Here is a 20,934-nt window from a genome sequence, read left to right on the forward strand (position 1 = left end):
GGCGGGGCGGATTTTCGGGGAGTTCCTATTGATCAGACTGATTTATTCGATGGTTCTGAATAATGCGCCGGAGCAGGCGTTTAAACGAGGGGAATAATCGCGGAGCGGTTTTTTGCGTCGGCATGCGGCAGGAATGGCTGCTGGGCATTGGAATGGGCGGAATTTATTTTTTTGTATCGGTCGAAAATAAGGACGAGCTATCTGATTCCTGTCCGATGGGCGTCGGCGAAAGTCTGCATGCTTGAAGAAATATTCCTATTCCAGATGCTGATTATTCAGTAGTATCGGATTGGCGTTGATTGAATTAATAATAAGAATATGATTTTCCCGTCATCCGCGCTATTGATTGGTATTCATGTCGCATGCCAAAGTTAATCAAAAATCGCATTTTGTTTTTTATTAACTATTTCCCCCCTGAATTGTCCCGCGGAGAGTTCTCGCGAATCCGGCAGCGTCGATCCGCTACCGGGTAGGCCGCCGCGCGCGCCAATTCGCCTGCCTCCCCGGTTCATCGTCGGGCTGGAGGCTGGCATGCAAGTACGGAAGCAGTCGTTTGTCCCGGCGCCGCGACGCCTGAGCGTGCTGATCGGCATGGCTTTGTTTGGCGGCTTGCCCGGTCCGCTTGCCCATGCCGCGTGTGTCACTACCGGCCTCATCACCGTCTGCGATACCAGCGCGCCCAACCCGTCGACCGGGAGAATCGGCGGCCAGGGCGCCAGCAGTCCTGCCAACCAGTCCGTGACGCTGCGGCCCGGCGCCCAGCTGACGGTGGGCAACACGCAGGCCATCAGCCTGGGGGACAACGCGACCATCCTGCTCGGGGACGGCGCGGTGGTGAGCAACTCGGCGTTGGCGACCACTCCGGTCACGGGCGGGTGGGGCGCCGGCGGCAACACGATCGAGTTCGGCTCCAATGGCAAGCTCACGATCTCGCCAAACGCCAAGGTCCAGGCGCTGGGCACCGATACGTCGGGCGAGGCCATCAATGTCATGGGTAGCGGCAACACCATTTTCAACTATGGATTGATCTCGGCCAGCAATGCGCCCGCGATCTGGTTCCAGGATCTGGTCGTGGGTGCAGCCAATGCGATCGAGAACTACGGCATCATCGAGGCAGGCGATCGCATCACCAGCAACGTCATCGGCAACAGCGGCAACGGCTCCGTTACCTTTTACAACCACACCGGCAGTTCCGTGCACGGCAGTCTGAATTTTGCTGGCGGCAGCGATACCCTCTTGCTGTCGCCCCACTCCACCATCACGGGCAACATCGGCGGCGGTGGTGGCAGCAATACCTTGATCCTGTACGGAGAGGCCGGCTCCGACGATACCTTGACAGGCACCATTACCAACTTCCAATCAATACAAAAGGATGGAGACGGAAAGTGGACCCTGACCGGATCCATCGGCAACAACAGCGGCGCTGGCGGCGCGCCGTTGGCGGTACAGGTGCGGCAGGGCACGCTGGCCCTGACCGGCAACAACAGCAGTTTCAACGGGTCGCTCAGGGTGGAGCTGGATGGCACGCTGGAAGCCCGCGCGCAAAGCCTGCCGCCCAGCGTGATCAACAACGGTCTGGTGCATTTCAACCAGCCGGATAACGGCACCTATGCTGGCACGATCGGTGGCGGCACCGGCCATGTCGCAAAGAGCGGCGCTGGCATCCTGACGCTGAGCGGGGCCAACACCTACGGGGGCCAGACGTACATCGACGGCGGCACCCTCGCGGTGGGGGCCGACAACGCGTTGGGCACCAGTAACGGCAAAGTGACGCTGAATGGCGGTGCGCTGGCATTCAACAGCAGCTTCAGCTTGTCGAACAGCCGCAACGTCGAATTGGGCTCCAACAACGGCACGCTCAGCGCCAATGCCGGCGTGACCGGCACGCTGACCCAGGTCGTCTCGGGCGCGGGCACCTTGACCAAGGATGGACCGGGCACCATCGTGCTGGCCAACAACAACAACAGTTGGGCAGGCGGCACCATCATCGCCGCCGGCACGCTGCAATTGGGCACAGGCGGCGTGTCCGGCAGCCTGCCAAGCGGATCGGCCGTCACCAACAATGGCATGCTGCTGCTCAACCGCAACAGCGCGTTCACCTTGGGCAATGCGATCTCCGGTTCGGGCGGTCTCAGCCAGATAGCCCCGGCGGGCATCGTCACCTTGACCGGCAACAACAGCTACGCCGGTCCCACGACGGTGACGGCCGGCACGTTGTATGTCAATGGCGCGCAGACCGGCAAGGGGGCTGCCACGGTCGCCAGCGGCGCCACGCTGGGCGGCACGGGCAAGCTGGGCGGCAATGTCACGATCCAGTCCGGCGGCACGCTGGCTCCGGGCGGGGCTGGCGCGGCGGCGGGCACGTTGACGATCGACGGTGATCTGACGCTGCAGAGCGGATCCCTGCTGTCGTACGCGCTGGGCCAGGCCGGCGTCGCGGGCGGCGCGCTGAACGACCTGACCAACGTGGGCGGCAATCTGGCGCTGGGCGGCACGCTCAATGTGTCGACCTCGACCGGCGGCGCATTCGGTCCCGGCGTCTATCGGCTCTTCAACTACGGCGGCGCGCGCAGCGGCTCGCTGACGCTGGGCACGATGCCCGCGACGGGCAATTACTTCATCCAGACCTCGGTGGACAAGCAGGTCAACCTGGTCAACGCCGATGGACTGACGCTGAATTACTGGGATGGCGACGCCGGGCCCAAGAACAACGGCGTGATTGATGGCGGTTCGGGCACCTGGAGGGTCGGCGGCGCGGGGACCAGCGACAACTGGACCAATACCGCCGGTACGGTCAACGCGGCCTGGAGCCAGGACGCATTCGCCGTATTCGCGGGGCAGGGCGGCAACGTGAAAGTGGACAGCGCCACCGCCATCCAGGTCCAGGGCATGCAGTTTGCGGCGAATGGCTACACCCTGGTGAACAACGCCGGGACGGATGCGCTGACACTGACAGGCGCGGTCGTATCCGGCGGCGGGCCGAACGAGGCGGACGTGCGCGTTGGCGACGGCTCGGCCGGCGGCGCCGGCTACACGGCCAATGTCGCCGCCACGCTGGCGGGCGCGGCCAGGTTGGTCAAGACGGACCTGGGCACCTTGGTGCTGTCCGGCGTCAATACCTATGCCGGGGGCACGGTTGTCAAAAGCGGCACGCTGCAGGTGGCGCAGAACCTCAACCTGGGCGCGGCTTCGGGCGCGCTGTCGCTGGACGGGGGCACGCTGGCCGCGACCGCGAGTTTCAACACGGCGCGCGCCATCACGCTGGGCGCGGGCAACGGCGGCATCAACGTGATGGGCGCAGCCACCGATCTTGGCGTCACCAGCGCCATCAGCGGCAGCGGCGCATTGACCAAGCTGGGCGACGGCTCGCTGACGCTGCAAGCGGATAACAGCTATACCGGGGGCACCACGATCTCTGGCGGCATCCTGCACCTGGGCGCTGGCGGAGGTGGATCCGCCACCGGCGGCATCCTGGGCAACGTGACCAACAACGGCGAGCTGGTTTTCAATCGCAACAACACCTATACCTTCGCCGGCGTCATCAGCGGCACGGGATCGATCAGGCAGTTGGGTAGCGGCACCACGGTATTGACGGCCGACAACAGCTATACCGGCGGCACGACGATCACGCTCGGCACGCTGCAGCTGGGCGAGGGCGCGGGCGGTTCAACGGCCGGCAGCATCGTTGGCGACGTCATCAACAGAAACGCGCTGGTCTTCAACCGCAGCAACACCCATACCTATGCCGGGGTGATCAGCGGCGGGGGATCGGTCACGCAGCGGGGCAACGGCACCACGGTGCTGAGCGGCGACAATACCTATACCGGCGGCACCACCATCGCTGCGGGCGCGTTGCAACTGGGCGCGGGCGGGTCCACCGGCGGCATCGTCGGCAACGTCGCCAACAGCGGCAGCCTGATTTTCAACCGTGGCAACACCTATACCCATGGCGGCATCATCAGCGGCACGGGCAACGTCGTGCAGTGGGGCGCTGGCACTACCGTGCTCGGTGGCGTCAACACCTACAGCGGCGGCACGACGGTCAACAGCGGCACGCTGCAGATATCCCAGGACGCGAACCTGGGCGCGGCTTCGGGCGCGCTGTCGCTGGACGGCGGCACGCTGGCCACCACCGCGAGTTTCAATACGGCGCGTGCCACCACGCTGGGCGCGAGCGGCGGCGGCATCAACGTCGCCGCGAGCACCAGCTTCGGCGTGACCAGCGCCATTGGCGGCAGCGGCGCGCTGAGCAAGGGCGGCGCGGGCACGCTGGCGCTGCACGCGGACAACGTTTATGCAGGAGGCACGACGATCACGGCGGGCACGTTGCAGCTGGGCGCCGGCGCGGGCGGCTCCGCCACGGGTAGCATCAGCGGCAACGTGGCCAACAATGGCACGCTGGCCTTCAACCGCAGCAACACCTACACCTTCGGCGGGCTGATCAGCGGTTCGGGCGGCGTTACACAGTTGGGCAACGGCGCCACGATCCTGACCGCCAACAATACCTACACTGGCGGCACCACGATCACGGGCGGCGTCCTGCAGCTGGGCGCGGGCGCGGGCGGGTCCACGGCCGGCGGCATTGTAGGCGACGTGACCAACAACGGCAGCCTGGTTTTCAATCGCGGCAATACCTATACGCTGGGCGGGACCATCAGCGGCACGGGATCGGTCACGCAGCAGGGCAACGGCACCACTGTCCTGACGGCCGCCAATACCTACACCGGCGGCACCACGATCACGGCCGGCATCTTGCAGCTGGGCGCGGGCGGCACGACGGGTAGCATTGTCGGCAACGTGAGCAACAACGGCGCGTTGGCCTTCAATCGGAGCGATACCTACACCTACGGCGGGGTCGTCAGAGGCACGGGTTCGGTCGTGCAGCAGGGCGCGGGCGTCACGGTGCTCAGCGGCGCCAACCGCTACACGGGCGCGACCACGGTTAGCGCGGGCAGCCTGTATGTCAACGGCGACCAGACGGCCGCGACCGGCGCGACGACGGTGACCGACGCCAAGCTGGGGGGCAAGGGCGTGATCGGCGGCAACGTGACGCTGGCGGGCAACAGCACGCTGTCGCCGGGCGACAACGGCCCCGCGCCGGGCACACTGACGATCAAGGGCAATCTGGCGCTGGGCAGCGGCACGACGCTGGACTATTCGTTCGGCGAGGCCAACGTGGTCGGCGGCCCGCTGAACGACCTGATGGTGGTGGCGGGCGATGTGTCGCTGGGGGGCAAGCTGAGCGTGGCGCTGTCGCCGGGAGGCAGCCTGGATGTCGGCGTGTACCGCGTCATCAGCTACGGCGGCACGCTGTCCAATGCGGCGGGCCTGACGCTGGGCACGCTGCCGACCGGAGCCGATCGCACCGACTACTTCATCCAGACCTCGGTGGACAAGCAGGTCAATCTCACGTACAGCAATGGCCTGACGCTGAACCACTGGGACGGCGGCGCGGGTCCCAAGAACAACAGCCAGGTCAACGGCGGCTCGGGCACCTGGGTGGCGCCGGGCGGCGTCAACGACAACTGGACCGATGTCGGCGGCAAGGTCAATGCGGGCTGGAACCAGGACGCCTACGCGGTCTTCAGCGGCCAGAGCGGCACGGTGCTGGTCGACAGTAGCGCCAATGGGGCGATCAACGTGCAGGGCATGCAGTTTGCCACCGATGGCTATGTCCTGCAGGGCAACGCCAGCGGGGACAAGCTGAGCCTGACAGACGCGGCGGCGGGTAGCGGGTCGAACGAGGCGACGATCCGCGTGGGCGACGGCACGGCGGCCGGCGCGGGCTATACGGCGACGATCGCCACGGTGCTTGACGGCGCGGTCAAGGTGGTCAAGACGGACCTGGGCACGCTGGCGCTGTCCGGCGTCAATACCTACACCGGGGGCACGGCGGTCAACAGCGGCACGGTGCAGGTATCCCAGGACGCGAACCTGGGCGCGGCTTCGGGCGCGCTGTCGCTGGACGGGGGCACGCTGGCCGCGACCGCGAGCTTCGACACGGGGCGCGCGATCACGGTGGGCTTGGGCGACGGCGGCATCAATGTCGCGGCGGGGGCCAACCTGGGCGTGACCAGCGCGATCGGCGGCAGCGGCGCGCTGAGCAAGGGCGGCGCGGGCACGCTGACGCTGCATGCGGACAACGTTTATGCGGGAGGCACGAGGATCACGGCGGGCACGCTGCAGCTGGGTACGGGCGGCACGGCGGGGGCCATCGTCGGTGATGTGGCCAACAATGGCGCGCTGGCCTTCAATCGCAGCGACACCTACACCTTCGGCGGGCTGATCAGCGGTTCAGGCGGCGTTACACAGTTGGGCAACGGCGCCACGATCCTGACCGCCAACAATACCTACACCGGCGGCACCACGATCACGGCGGGCGTCTTGCAGCTGGGCGCGGGCGCGGGCGGGTCCACGGCCGGCGGCATTGTCGGCGACGTGGCCAACAACGGCAGCCTGGTATTCAATCGCAGCGATACCTATACGCTGGGCGGGACCATCAGCGGCACGGGTTCGGTCACGCAGCAGGGCAACGGCACCACGGTCCTGACCGCCGCTAATACCTACACGGGCGCGACCACGGTTAACGCGGGCAGCCTATATGTCAACGGCGACCAGACGGCCGCGACCGGGGCGACGACGGTGACCGACGCCACCCTTGGCGGCAAGGGCACGATTGGCGGCAACGTGACGTTGACCGGTAACAGTACGCTGTCGCCCGGCGACAACGGCCTCGCGCCGGGCACACTGACGATCAAGGGCAATCTGGCGCTGGGCAGCGGCACGACGCTGGACTATTCGTTCGGCGAGGCCAACGTGGTTGGCGGCCCGCTGAACGACCTGATCGTGGTGGCGGGCGATGTGTCGCTGGGTGGCAAGCTGAACGTGGCGCTGTCGCCGGGAGGCAGCCTGGATGTCGGCGTGTACCGCGTCATCAGCTACGGCGGCACGCTGTCCAATGCGGCGGGCCTGACGCTGGGCACGCTGCCGACCGGAGCCGATCGCACCGACTACTTCATCCAGACCTCGGTGGACAAGCAGGTCAATCTCACGTACAGCAATGGCCTGACGCTGAACCACTGGGACGGCGGCGCGGGTCCCAAGAACAACAGCCAGGTCAACGGCGGCTCGGGCACCTGGGTGGCGCCGGGCGGCGTCAACGACAACTGGACCGATGTCGGCGGCAAGGTCAATGCGGGCTGGAACCAGGACGCCTACGCGGTCTTCAGCGGCCAGAGCGGCACGGTGCTGGTCGACAGTAGCGCCAATGGGGCGATCAACGTGCAGGGCATGCAGTTTGCCACCGATGGCTATGTCCTGCAGGGCAACGCCAGCGGGGACAAGCTGAGCCTGACAGACGCGGCGGCGGGTAGCGGGTCGAACGAGGCGACGATCCGCGTGGGCGACGGCACGGCGGCCGGCGCGGGCTATACGGCGACGATCGCCACGGTGCTTGACGGCGCGGTCAAGGTGGTCAAGACGGACCTGGGCACGCTGGCGCTGTCCGGCGTCAATACCTACACCGGGGGCACGGCGGTCAACAGCGGCACGGTGCAGGTATCCCAGGACGCGAACCTGGGCGCGGCTTCGGGCGCGCTGTCGCTGGACGGGGGCACGCTGGCCGCGACCGCGAGCTTCGACACGGGGCGCGCGATCACGGTGGGCTTGGGCGACGGCGGCATCAATGTCGCGGCGGGGGCCAACCTGGGCGTGACCAGCGCGATCGGCGGCAGCGGCGCGCTGAGCAAGGGCGGCGCGGGCACGCTGACGCTGCATGCGGACAACGTTTATGCGGGAGGCACGAGGATCACGGCGGGCACGCTGCAGCTGGGTACGGGCGGCACGGCGGGGGCCATCGTCGGTGATGTGGCCAACAATGGCGCGCTGGCCTTCAATCGCAGCGACACCTACACTTTCGGCGGTCAGATCAGCGGCAGCGGCGCGGTCACGCAGATGGGCAGCGGAACCACCGTGCTGACCGCCGACAACCGCTACACCGGCCTCACCACCATCGCGGCGGGCGCACTGCAATTGGGCGCGGGCGGCGCCACCGGCGGCATCGTCGGCGACGTGGTCAACAACGGCAGCCTGATCGTCAATCGCGGCAACACTTACGCCTATGGCGGCGCCATCAGCGGCTCTGGCTCGGTCACGCTGCAGGGCGGAGGCGCCACGGTGCTGACCGGCGACAGCAACTACACGGGCGGCACGCTCATCTCGGCCAGCACGCTGCAGCTGGGCGCGGGCGGCACGACAGGCAGCATTCTTGGCGACGTGACCAACAACGGCGCGCTGGTGTTCAACCGAAGCGATACCTATGCTCACGGCGGCGCCATCGTCGGAAGCGGCAGCCTCACGCAGCAGGGCGGCGGCACGACGGTGCTGACGGCCGACAACCGCTACACCGGCGGCACCATGATTTCCGCGGGCGCCTTGCAGCTGGGCGCGGGCGGCACGACGGGTAGCATCACCGGCGACGTGAGCAACAACGGCGCGCTGGTCTTCAACCGTGGCGACGCCTATACCTTCGGCGGGCTCGTCAATGGCAGCGGCACGCTCACGCAGGCGGGAGCCGGCGTCACGGTGCTGACGGCCGATCACGCCTATACCGGCGGCACCACCATTTCGGCCGGCACGCTGCGGCTGGGCGACGGCGGCACCAGCGGCTCGGTGCGCGGCGATATCCTCAACAACGCCGCGCTGGCGGTCGACCGGGGCGACCTGGTGTCGATGATGAACCTGATCTCTGGCGCTGGCAGCTTCACGCAGGCGGGCGCCGGGCAGACGGTGTTGAGCGCCAACAATGCCTACACCGGCACGACCGAGGCGCTCAAGGGTTCGCTCTACATCAATGGGGACCAGAGCGCGGCCACTGGCGCAACCGTCGTGCGGGCGCCGGCCACGCTGGGCGGCAACGGCATCATCGGTGGAGACGTGAGCGTGGCCGGCACGCTGTCTCCCGGCGGCGCGACGGGCGGGCCTGGCACGCTGACGATCAACGGCAAGCTGACGCTCGACGGCGGGGCCAGGCTGGCCTACAGCTTCGGCCAGGCCGGCGTGGTGGGCGGTCCGCTCAACGACCTGACCATCGTCAAGGGCGACCTGGTCCTGGGCGGCAAGCTGGACGTCGTCACGTCGCCCGGCGGCCGCTTCGATCCAGGCGTCTACCGGATTATCAGCTACGGTGGCGCGCTGACCGACAATGGCCTTGCCGTAGGCTCGATTCCATCGCCGTCCTTCTCGCTCCAGACGGCCGTGGCCGGGCAGGTCAATCTGGTCAACACGGGGGGCTTGAGCCTGAACGTCTGGGACGGATCGGCCGCCGCGAACAAGAACAACAACAAGGTCGACGGCGGTGACGGCCATTGGCAGCACGCCAACGGCAACAACAACTGGACCAACACGCTGGGCACGCCGAACGCATCCTACAGTCATGCCTCTTTCGCCATTTTCATGGCGGCGGCCGGCAAGGTCACGGTGGACAACAGCCTGGGTCAGGTGCACAGCGGCGGGATGCAGTTCGCCAGCGACGGCTATCGTGTGCTGGGCGACGCGATTGAACTGGCGCCGGACGCCGACGGCGGCGCGATGATACGCGTGGGCGACGGCACCGGCCCGGGCGCCGGCTACACCGCCACCGTGGACGCCACCCTGACGGGCGCGGCGCGGCTGGTCAAGACCGACCTGGGCACGCTCGTCCTGAATGGCGCCAACCGCCATACGGGCGGCACCGATATCAACGGCGGCACCGTGCAGATCGCCAGCGATACCGCGCTGGGCGCGGCCGGCACGGCCATCGGCATGAACGGCGGCACCTTGCGCACCACGCAAAACCTCGCGCAATCGCGCGCCATCACCCTGGGCGCGCAAGGGGGCAGCGTGGAGCCGCAGGCTGGCACCACGCTGACCTTGGCCAGCAATATCGGCGGCGCCGGCTCATTGACCAAGCTGGGCGGCGGCACCGCGATCCTGACCGGCAGCAACAGCTATGGCAGCGGGGCTTCGGTCGCGGACGGCGTCACGCTCATCAAGGCGGGCACGCTGCAGGTGGGCAATGGCGGCATCAGCGGCAACATCGTGGGTACCGTCAGCAATGACGGGGTGCTGGCGTTCAACCGCGCGGACCGCTATGTCCAGGCCGAGGCGATCAAGGGCAGCGGCAAGCTGGTCCAGCGGGGCAGCGGCACGACCGTGCTCAATGCCGTCAACGCCTACACCGGCGGCACCACGGTGACGGCCGGCGCGCTGGCGGTGGGCGATGCCTCGCATGCCGGCGCGGCGATCAACGGCGGCGCGGTGACGGTCCAGGGCGGCGCGACCTTCGGCGGCTATGGCAGCGTCAAGGGCGACGTCAGCAACGCTGGCACGCTGGCCGTGGCCGATGCCTTGCCCGGCCTGGGCGGCGGCGCGGGCGCGTTCGCCATCGCGGGCAATCTGAGCAATAGCGGCCTGGTGAACCTAGCGGGCGCCAATCCCGGGAACCGGCTGACCGTCACCGGCAATTACCAGGGCCAGTCCGGCGCGCTGTCGCTGAACGCGTACCTGGGCGCGGACGCTTCGCCGTCCGACAAGCTGGTGGTGGACGGCGGCGCGGCAACGGGCGCCACGGCGCTGCGCATCATCAACAAGGCCGGCCCTGGCGTCAGGACCACCGGCGACGGCATCCAGGTGGTGCAGGCTGTCAACGGCGGCACGACCTCGTCCGACGCCTTCACCAGCGCGGGGGTCTACGCGGGCGCCTATGCCTACATGCTGTTCCGTGGCGGCGTCGCTGCCGGCACGGAACAGAATTGGTACCTGCGCTCGGAGATCAAGTCCGCCGGCGAATCCAGGCCGATCTACCGGCCGGGCGTCGCGCTCTATGGCGCGGTGCCGTCGCTGGCTCGCGAGCTGGCGGTGCAGCAGATCGGCACCTTCCACGACCGCCGGGGCAACGAGGAGCGGTTCGGCGATCGCCGGGCGGGCTGGGCGCGCACCTGGGGCGACCATCTCTCGGAGGGCAGCGGCGGCATGGCGGGAAGCTCGTTCAGCGGCAACACATACGGCATGCAGGCCGGTCAGGATCTGTATGCGCGCACGAGCGACAGCGGCCACCAGGACCGCTACGGCGTGTTCCTGGGTTACGCGAGCGCCAATGGCGACGTGCGCGGGGACGCGATGGGCCAGCGCGGCTACCGCGTCGGCAAGCTCGGCATTCAGTCCCACAGCGTGGGCGCCTACTGGACTCACGTCGGGCCGGGCGGCTGGTACACCGACACCGTCATTCTGGGTAGCCGTCTGAAGGTGAATCCCACGTCCAACGCCGGTGACACCAGGGCGACCCGGGGCCGCGCCTTCACCGCGTCGGTCGAAGCGGGACTGCCGATCGCGCTCAAGCCCAATCTGAGCCTGGAGCCGCAGGCGCAGATCATCTACCAGAACACCCGCATCGACTCGGTCAGGGATGCCGCGTCGGAGGTGTCCTTCGCGCCGAAGAACGCGTTCATCGGCCGCGTGGGTGCGCGGCTGCAGGGCGAGTACCAGGTCCAACGCGCCACCTGGAAACCCTATGCGCGGGTCGACCTGGAGCACACGCTGGGGGGACGCGACAAGGTCAGCTTCAGCGGCGGAGCGACCACTGCATCGGACATGGGCGGCACCCAGGCCAGGCTGGGCCTGGGCGTTGCCGTGGACGCCAGCGAGCGCGTCAGTGTCTCGGCGTCCGCCAGCTACGGTTTCAACCTGGGCGGCGAGCGGCGCGAGACAGTGCAGGGCAATCTGGGGGTGCGAATCCGCTGGTGAACGGTGCATCGCCGGACTCGTCGCCTGATGAGGCGACGAGTCCAGCCGCCACGAGTATTCGTTATGCATGGAAAATAATGAAGATCATATTTTTTTGATTATCTGTGGTGGTTCCTTTTTTTATATAAGGGCGACCTTTCCCGGAAATATTGATTTGATTGAATGCGCCCGCCGCAAGCGACTGTTAAGAGTTGTTTAGAGGCCAGGGGCTTGATGGGTAATCCCGGCTGGTCCGGAAAAATCCGGGATTGCATTGCACCTACCCCAATGTAGTGATCTCGCAAGATGCCATGTCGTCCCTGATCAAGCGAGCTAAAAGGCATGCCGCGGATCAACGAACATGCACTGAAACAGCCATGCATCGGCACTTTTGTGGATATTGGTCAAACATCTTTGAATATGTATTCCATATTTTCAATGCATATGGAATTTTTTTGTTTTTGTGCTTGATCGGTATTAATAATCCGTGTCAAAGTAAATCAAAGGCCGCCTTTCTTGCTGCGTTAATTATTAGTTTTTTCCCCTGAGTCGTGCCGCGGAGATCATTCGCAAATCCGGCAGCGTAAACCGCCACCGGGTGGGCCGCCGCATTGGCGAGCCGCGATGCGTACCTGCGGTCTATCCTGGCTGGAGGATGGCATGCGAGAACGGAAGCAGTCCCTTGTCCTGGTGCCACGGCGCCTGAGCCTGCTGATTGGCGCGGCCCTGTTCGGCGGCTGGCCCGGTCCGGCCGCCTACGCGGCCTGCGTCACCTCCGGGACCAGCACCACCTGCAACACCAGCGCGCCGAATCCCGCGACCACGCCGATCGGCCAGGGGCCTGCCACCGCGTCCGGCGCGTCTGTCACCCTGCAGCCCAACGCCCAACTGGCCGTGGGCAACGCCAACACCATCAGTCTGGGCGACAACGCCACCATCTTCCTGGGCGCCGGCGCCGTGGTCAGCAATACGGCCACCTCCGGCGCGGGCCTGTGGACGGCCGGCAACAACACCGTCGAGTTCGGTTCCAACGGCATGCTTACGGTGTCGGCGGGCGCCAAGATCCAGGCGCTGGGCACGCAGGCCAATGGCGAGGCGGTCAACGTCATGGGCGCGGGCAACACCATCCTCAACTATGGGTTGATCTCGGGCGGCAATGCCGCCGCGATCTGGTTCGAGGACCGCAGCAAGGGCGCGGCCAACACGGTCGACAACTACGGCATCATCCAGGCGGGCAACGGCACCAGCAGCAACGTCATCGGCAACAGCGGCAGCGGCAACGTCAGCTTCATCAACCGGAGCGGCGCCACCGTGCGCGGCAGCCTGACCTTCGCCAGCGGCAACGACTCGCTCACGTTGTATCCGGGTTCCATCATCACCGGCGGTTTCAACGGCGGCGGCGGCACCAACAGCTTGTCGCTCGCGGGCGAGCTGGGGTCCAGCGATACCTTGCCCGGCACCATCAGCAATTTCCAGTCGCTGATCAAGACCGGCGACGGCAAGTGGACCTTGTCCGGCTCGGTTGGGAGCAACGGCGGTGGTACGCCGCTGGCGGTGCAGGTGCAGGACGGCACGCTGGCCCTGACGGGCAACAATGCCGGTTTCAACGGTTCGGTCAGGGTCGATCCGGCCGGCACGCTGGAAGCCCGCGCGCAAAGCCTGCCGCCCAGCGTGACCAACAACGGCCTGGTGTTGTTCAACCAGCCGGACAACGGCACTTATGCCGGCACGATCAGCGGCACCGGCTCGGTCAGCAAGATCGCGGCCGGCATCCTGACGCTGAGCGGGTCCAACACCTATCAGGGCGGCACGCGCATCCAGGGCGGCACCGTGGCGGTTGGCGCCGACAGCGCGCTGGGCGCCGGCAGCGGCGGCGTGGCGCTGGACGGCGGCGCGCTGGCATTCAACAGCAGCTTCACGCTGGGTTCCGGCCGAGCCGTCAGCGTGACCGCCAACAACGGCACGCTCAGCGCCAATGCCGGCGTGACCGGCACGCTGACCCAGGCGATCACCGGCGCCGGCGCGCTGACCAAGGACGGCGCCGGCACCATTGTGTTGACCAGCAACGCCAACAGCTGGGCGGGCGGCGCCACCATCGCCGCCGGCACGCTGCAACTGGGCAATGGCGGCGCCTCGGGCAATCTGCCGGGCGCGTCCGCCATCGTCAACAACGGCACGCTGGCCTTCAATCGCAGCGATCAGTTCACCTTCGGCAACCTCGTCACCGGCACCGGCGGCCTCAGCCAGATCGGCGCCGGCACGACCATCCTGACCGCCAACAACAGCTACGCCGGCCCGACCTCGGTGACGGGGGGCGCGCTGTACGTGAACGGTACGCAGACCGGCGCGGGTCCGGCCACGGTAAGCAACGGCGCCACGCTGGGCGGATCGGGACGGCTGGGCGGCAATGTCACGGTCCAGTCCGGCGGCACGCTGGCGCCCGGCGGTGTCGGCGCGGTGCCGGGCACGCTGACGGTCGGCGGCGACCTGACCTTGCAGGGCGGGTCCACGCTGGCGTATTCGTTTGGCCAGGCCGGCGTGGTGGGCGGCCCGTTCAATGACCTGACCAACGTGGGCGGCAATCTGGCGCTGGGCGGCACGCTCAATGTGCAGACCTCGGCCGGCGGCTCGTTCGACCCGGGCGTCTACCGGGTGATCAACTATGCCGGCACGCGCAGCGGCGCGCTGGCGCTGGGCACGGTGCCCTCGCCGGGCAACTATTTCATCCAGACCTCGGTGGACAAGCAGGTCAATCTGGTCAACACCAATGGCCTGACGCTGAACTACTGGGACGGCGCCATCGGCCCCAAGAACGATGGCCAGGTCAATGGCGGGTCGGGTGTCTGGACAGCCAACGGCGCGCTGACCAATGACAACTGGACCGGCATGGACGGCGCGCTGAACGCGCCGTGGACCCAGAGCGCCTTCGCCGTGTTCATGGGGCAGAGCGGCATCGTCAGCGTGGACAGCATCATCAACGGTCCGCTGCTGACCCAGGGCATGCAGTTCGCCGCCAACGGCTACACGCTGGTGAACAACACCGCGCTGGATGCGCTGACGCTGGTCGGCGTGCCCGTGAGCGGCGGGCCGAACGAGGCCGTGATCCGCGTGGGCGATGGCACGGCGGGCGGCGCCGGCTATACCGCCACCATCGCCGCCACGCTGGCCGGCGCGGCCAAGCTGGTCAAGACCGACCTGGGCACGCTGGTGCTGTCGGGGATCAATATCTACACCGGCGGCACGGCCGTCAACGGCGGCACGCTGCAGGTCTCGCAGGACAGCAACATGGGCGCCCTGGCGGGCGCGCTGTCGCTCAATGGCGGCACGCTGGCCACGACCGCGACGTTCGACACGGCTCGTTCCACCACGCTGGGCGCGGGCGGCGGCAGCATCAATGTCGCGGCGGGCACCAACTTCGGCATCACCAGCGCCGTCGGCGGCAGCGGCGCGCTGAGCAAGCTGGGCAGCGGCACGCTGATCCTGGGTGCGGACAACACCTATGCCGGCGGCACGACGATTTCCGCCGGGACGCTGCAGCTGGGTTCCGGCGCGGGGGGCTCGGCCACGGGCGGCATCCTGGGCAACGTGGCCAACAACGGCACGCTGGTCTTCAACCGCAGCAACAGCTACACCTTTAGCGGGCTCGTCAGCGGCACGGGCGGCGTCACGCAACTGGGCAGCGGCACGACCATCCTGACCGCCGACAACACCTACACGGGCGGCACCACGATTTCGGCGGGCACGCTGCAACTGGGCGCGGGCGGCGCCACCGGCGGCATCGTCGGCAATGTCGTGAACAACGGCGGCCTGGTCTTCAATCGCGGCAACGGTTATGCCTTTGGCGGCGTCATCAGCGGCACGGGCTCGGTCACGCAGCAGGGCGCGGGCACCACGGTGCTCAGCGGCAACAACAGCTACACGGGCGCGACCACCGTCAGCGCCGGCGGCCTGTACGTCAACGGCGACCAGACCGCCGCCACCGGCGCCACCACCGTCAACAACGCCACGCTGGGCGGCAAGGGCGTGATCGGCGGCGACGTGACGCTGACGGGCAATAGCACGCTGTCGCCCGGCGACAACGGCCCCGCGCCGGGCACGCTGACGATCAAGGGCAATCTGGCGCTGGGCAGCGGCACGGCGCTGAATTACTCGTTCGGCCAGGCCAATGTGGCCGGCGGCCCCCTCAATGACCTGACCAACGTGGGCGGCAACGTTGCCCTGGGCGGCAAGCTCAACGTGGCGCTGTCGCCGGGAGGGCGCTTCGATGTCGGCATCTACCGCATCATCAACTACGGTGGAACGCTGTCCAACCCCGCGGGCCTGACGCTGGGCACGCTGCCGGCTGGCGCCAACGCCGCCGACTATTTCATCCAGACCTCGGTGGACAAGCAGGTCAACCTGGCCTACACCAATGGCCTGACGCTGAACTATTGGGACGGCGATGCCGGCCCGAAGAACAACAACCAGGTCAACGGCGGTGCGGGCACCTGGGTAGCGCCGGGCGGCGTCAACGACAACTGGACCGATGCCGCCGGCTCGGTCAATGCGCCCTGGAGCCAGGGCGCCTTCGCCGTCTTCACCGGCCAGAGCGGCACGGTGCGGGTCGACAGCACGACTAACGGACCGATCAACGTGCAGGGCATGCAGTTCGCCACCGATGGCTATGTGCTGCAAGGCAATGCCGCCGGCGACAAGCTGACCCTGACCGGCACGCCCACGGGCGGCGGCGGTCCCAACGAGGCCGTCATCCGGGTGGGCGCGGGCTCGGCCGATGGCGCCGGCTATACGGCCACCATCTCGGCCGTGCTCGACGGCGCGGCCAAGCTGGTCAAGACCGACCTGGGCACGCTGGTGCTGTCGGGGATCAATACCTACACCGGCGGCACGGCCGTCAACGGCGGCACGCTGCAGGTCTCGCAGGACAGCAACATGGGCGCCCTGGCGGGCGGGCTGTCGCTCAACGGCGGCACGCTGGCCACGACTGCGACGTTCGACACGGCGCGCGCCACCACGCTGGGCGCGGGCGGCGGCAGCTTCAATGTCGCGGCGGGCACCAACTTCGGCATCACCAGCGCCGTCAGCGGCAGCGGCGCATTGAGCAAGCTGGGCACCGGCACGCTGATCCTGGGCGCGGACAACACCTATGCCGGCGGCACCACGATTGCCGCCGGAACGTTGCAGCTGGGCTCGGGCGCGGGCGGCTCGACGGCGGGCAGCATCCTCGGCAACGTCAGCAACAGCGGCACGCTGGCGTTCAACCGCAGCAACACGTATACCTACGGCGGCATCATCAGCGGCGCGGGCAACGTCGAACAGATGGGCTCAGGCACCACCGTGCTGACCGGCAACAGCAACTACACCGGCGGCACGCTGATTTCCGCCGGGGCCTTGCAGCTCGGGGCGGGCGGGGCGACGGGCAGCATCAGCGGCAACGTCACCAACAATGGCGCGCTGGTGTTCAACCGCGGCGATACCTACACCTTTGGCGGCCTCATCAGCGGCACTGGCAGCGTCACGCAGCAGGGCAGCGGCACGACGGTGCTGACGGGCAACAGCAACTACACGGGCGGCACCACGATCTCGGCGGGCACGCTGCAACTGGGCGCGGGCGGCACGACGGGCAGCATCGTCGGCGACGTCGCCAACAACGGCGCGCTGGTGTTCAACCGCGCCGACGCGTACACCTTCGGCGGCCTGATCAGCGGCGGCGGCGCGGTCACGCAGGCCGGCGCCGGCACCACGGTGCTGACCGCCGACAACACCTACGCCGGCGGCACCACGATCTCGGCCGGCACGTTGCAATTGGGCAATGGCGGCGGGACGGGCAGCGTGGCCGGCCCGATCTCGAACGCCGGCACGCTGGTCGTGGACCGCAATAACAACGTCGTGCTCGCCGGCCCCATACGCGGCAGCGGCAAGCTGGTGCAGCAGGGCGTGGGCGACACCTTCCTGACCGGCGACAACACCTACAGCGGCGGCACCGTCATTTCCGCCGGCACCCTGCGGCTGGGCGCCGGCGGCACCACCGGCTCGGTGACCGGCGACATCCTCAACAACTCGAGACTGGTGATCGAGCGCAGCAACGAGGTGCTGATGACCGGCCTGATCTCGGGCACTGGCCAGCTGGTGCAAGAGGGCGCCGGCCAGACGGTGCTCAGCGGCAACAACGCCTATGCGGGCCCGACGCTGGTGAATTTCGGATCCCTCTATATCAACGGCGACCAGACTGCCGCCACGGGACAGACATTCGTGCTGCCGACCGCCACGCTGGGCGGCACCGGCATCATCGGCGGAGACGCGCTCGTGGCTGGCACCCTGGCGCCCGGCGACACCACCGGCGCGCCCGGCACGCTGACCATCAACGGAAACCTGACGCTCGGCAACGCAGCCAAGCTGGCCTACAACTTCGGCCAGGCCGGCGTGGTGGGCGGCCCGCTCAACGACCTGACCATCGTCAAGGGCAACCTGGTGCTGGACGGCACGCTGAACGTGGCCACGCCGCCCGGCGGCAGCTTCGATCCGGGCGTCTACCGCGTCATCAGCTACGACGGCGCGCTGACCAACAACGGCCTGGCCATCGGCACGATTCCGTCGCCGTCGTTCTCGGTCCAGACGGCCGTCGCCAAGCAGGTCAACCTGGTCAACACCGCCGGCCTGAACCTGAACTTCTGGGACGGCGCGGCCGTGGCGGGCAAGAACAACGGCACGGTCGACGGTGGCGACGGCCTGTGGCAGAACCCGGCGGGCAACGACAACTGGACCAATTCGCTGGGCGTGCCCAACGCGCCGTATGCCGACGCCACCTTCGCCATCTTCATGGCCGCGCCCGGCAACGTCACCGTGGACAACAGCCTGGGCCAGGTGCGCAGCGGCGGCATGCAATTCGCCAGCAACGGCTATCGCCTGCTGGGCGGCGCCATCGAGCTGGTGCCGGACGCCGGCGGCGGCACGACCCTCCGCGTCGGCGACGGCAGCAGCCTGGGCGCGGGCTACGTCACCACCGTGGACAGCGTGCTGACCGGCGCGTCGCGGCTGGTCAAGACCGACCTGGGCACCCTAGTGCTGAACGCCGCCAATACCTACACGGGCGGCACCGACATCAATGGCGGCACCGTGCAGATCGCCAGCGATAGCGCGCTGGGGCCGGCCGGCACGGCCATCGGCATGAACGCCGGCACCTTGCGCACCACGCAAAGCCTCGCGCAATCGCGCGCCATCACCCTGGGCGCGCAAGGCGGTAGCGTGGAACCGCTGGCCGGCACCACGCTGACGCTGGCCGGCAATATCGGCGGCGCCGGTTCGCTGACCAAGCTGGGCGCCGGCACCGCGATCCTGACGGGCAGCAACAGCTATGGCAGCGGCACCGTCGTCAGGGACGGCGTCACCATCATCAAGGCTGGCACGCTGCAGGTGGGCAATGGCGGCGTCAGCGGCAACATCATGGGCACGGTCAGCAATGATGGCGTGTTGGCGTTCAACCGCGCGGACCGCTATGTCCAGACCGACGTGATCAACGGCAGCGGACAGGTGATCCAGCAGGGAGGGGGCACGACCGTGTTCAACGCCATCAACGGCTACACCGGCGGCACCACGGTGGCGGCGGGCGCGCTGGCCGTGGGCGATGCCTCGCATGCCGACGCGGCGATCAACGGCGGCCCGGTGATGGTCCAGGGCGGCGCGACGTTCGGCGGTTATGGCAGCGTCAAGGGCAACGTCAGCAACGCCGGCACGCTGGCGGTGGCCGATGCCTTGCCCGGCCTGGGCGGCGGCGCGGGGGCCTTCGTCATCACCGGCAACCTGACCAATAGCGGCACGGTCAACCTGGCGGGGGCCAATCCCGGCAATCGCCTAACCGTCACCGGCAATTACTTGGGCCAGTCAGGCGTGCTGTCGCTGAACACCTACCTGGGCGCCGACGCTTCGCCGTCGGACAAGCTGGTGGTGGACGGCGGCGCGGCAACGGGCGCGACGGCGCTGCGCATCGCCAACAAGGCCGGGCCCGGCGCCAAGACCACCGGCGACGGCATCCAGGTGGTGCAGGCCATCAACGGCGGCACCACCGCGCCCGGCGCCTTCACCAGCGGCGGGATCTACGCGGGCGCCTATTCGTACATGCTGTTCCGAGGCGGCGTGACGCCCGGCACCGAGCAGAACTGGTACCTGCGCTCGGAGCTGACGCCCGTCGTCGATCCCAAGCCGATCTACCGGCCCGGCGTGTCGATCTATACCGAAGTGCCGTCGCTGGCGCGCGAGCTGGCGGTGCAGCAGATCGGCACCTTCCATGACCGCCAGGGCAACCAGGATCTGCTGACCGGCGCCGGCCGGCTGCCGGCGGGCTGGGCGCGCACCTGGGGCGATCATTTCTCGGAGCGTCGCGACGGCACGGTGAGCCAGTCGTTCAGCGGCAATGTGTTCGGCATGCAGGCCGGCCAGGATCTGTATGCGCGCGTTGGCGACAGCGGCCACCAGGACCGCTACGGCGTGTTCCTGGGCTACGCGCGCGCCGACGGCGACGTGCGCGGCGACGCGATGGGGCAACGCGGCTACCGCGCCGGCAAGCTCGCCATCGATTCCTACAGCCTGGGCGGCTATTGGACGCACATCGGGCCGGGCGGCTGGTACACCGACACCGTCATCATGGGCAGCCACCTGAAAGTCAATCCCAAGTCCACGGCGGGGGATACCTCGTCCACCAAGGGCCGCGCCTTCACCGCGTCGGTCGAAGCGGGACTGCCGATCGCGCTCAAGCCCAACCTGAGCCTGGAGCCGCAGGCGCAGATCATCTACCAGAATACCCGCATCGATTCGGTCAGGGATTCCGCGTCCGACGTGTCCTTCGCGCCGAAGAACGCACTCATCGGCCGCGTCGGCGCGCGGCTGCAGGGCGAGTACCAGGCCAAGGGCGCCACCTGGAAGCCCTATGTGCGGGCGGACCTGGAGCACACGCTGGGCGGACGCGACAAGGTCGACTTCAGCGGCGGCACCACCAGCACGTCGGCCATGGGCGGCACCCAGGCGCGCCTGGGACTGGGCGTCTCGGTCAAGGCCAGCGAGCGGGTCAGCGTCTACGCGTCGGCGGGATATGGCTTCAACCTGGGCGGCGAGCGGCGCGAAACGGTGCAGGGCAACCTGGGAGTGCGGATCAACTGGTGAATGCCGCGCCGGGGCTTCCAG

At 67.9% G+C, this 20,934-nt stretch carries 2 protein-coding genes; both read left to right on the forward strand.

The genetic code is table 11. The features are described from left to right. Positions 1-531 precede the first annotated feature (531 nt). Complete coding sequence (locus ACEU5R_RS19815) at positions 532-11,781, forward strand: autotransporter-associated beta strand repeat-containing protein (protein ID WP_392411345.1); 11,250 nt, start codon at positions 532-534, stop codon at positions 11,779-11,781. A gap of 639 nt (positions 11,782-12,420) precedes the next feature. Next, positions 12,421-20,913, forward strand: coding sequence for an autotransporter-associated beta strand repeat-containing protein (locus ACEU5R_RS19820; protein ID WP_392411346.1), 8,493 nt, complete (start codon positions 12,421-12,423; stop codon positions 20,911-20,913). Positions 20,914-20,934: the final 21 nt, after the last annotated feature.

Origin of the sequence: Achromobacter sp. 413638 (assembly GCF_043119405.1) — a bacterium.
Taxonomy (GTDB): domain Bacteria; phylum Pseudomonadota; class Gammaproteobacteria; order Burkholderiales; family Burkholderiaceae_B; genus Achromobacter.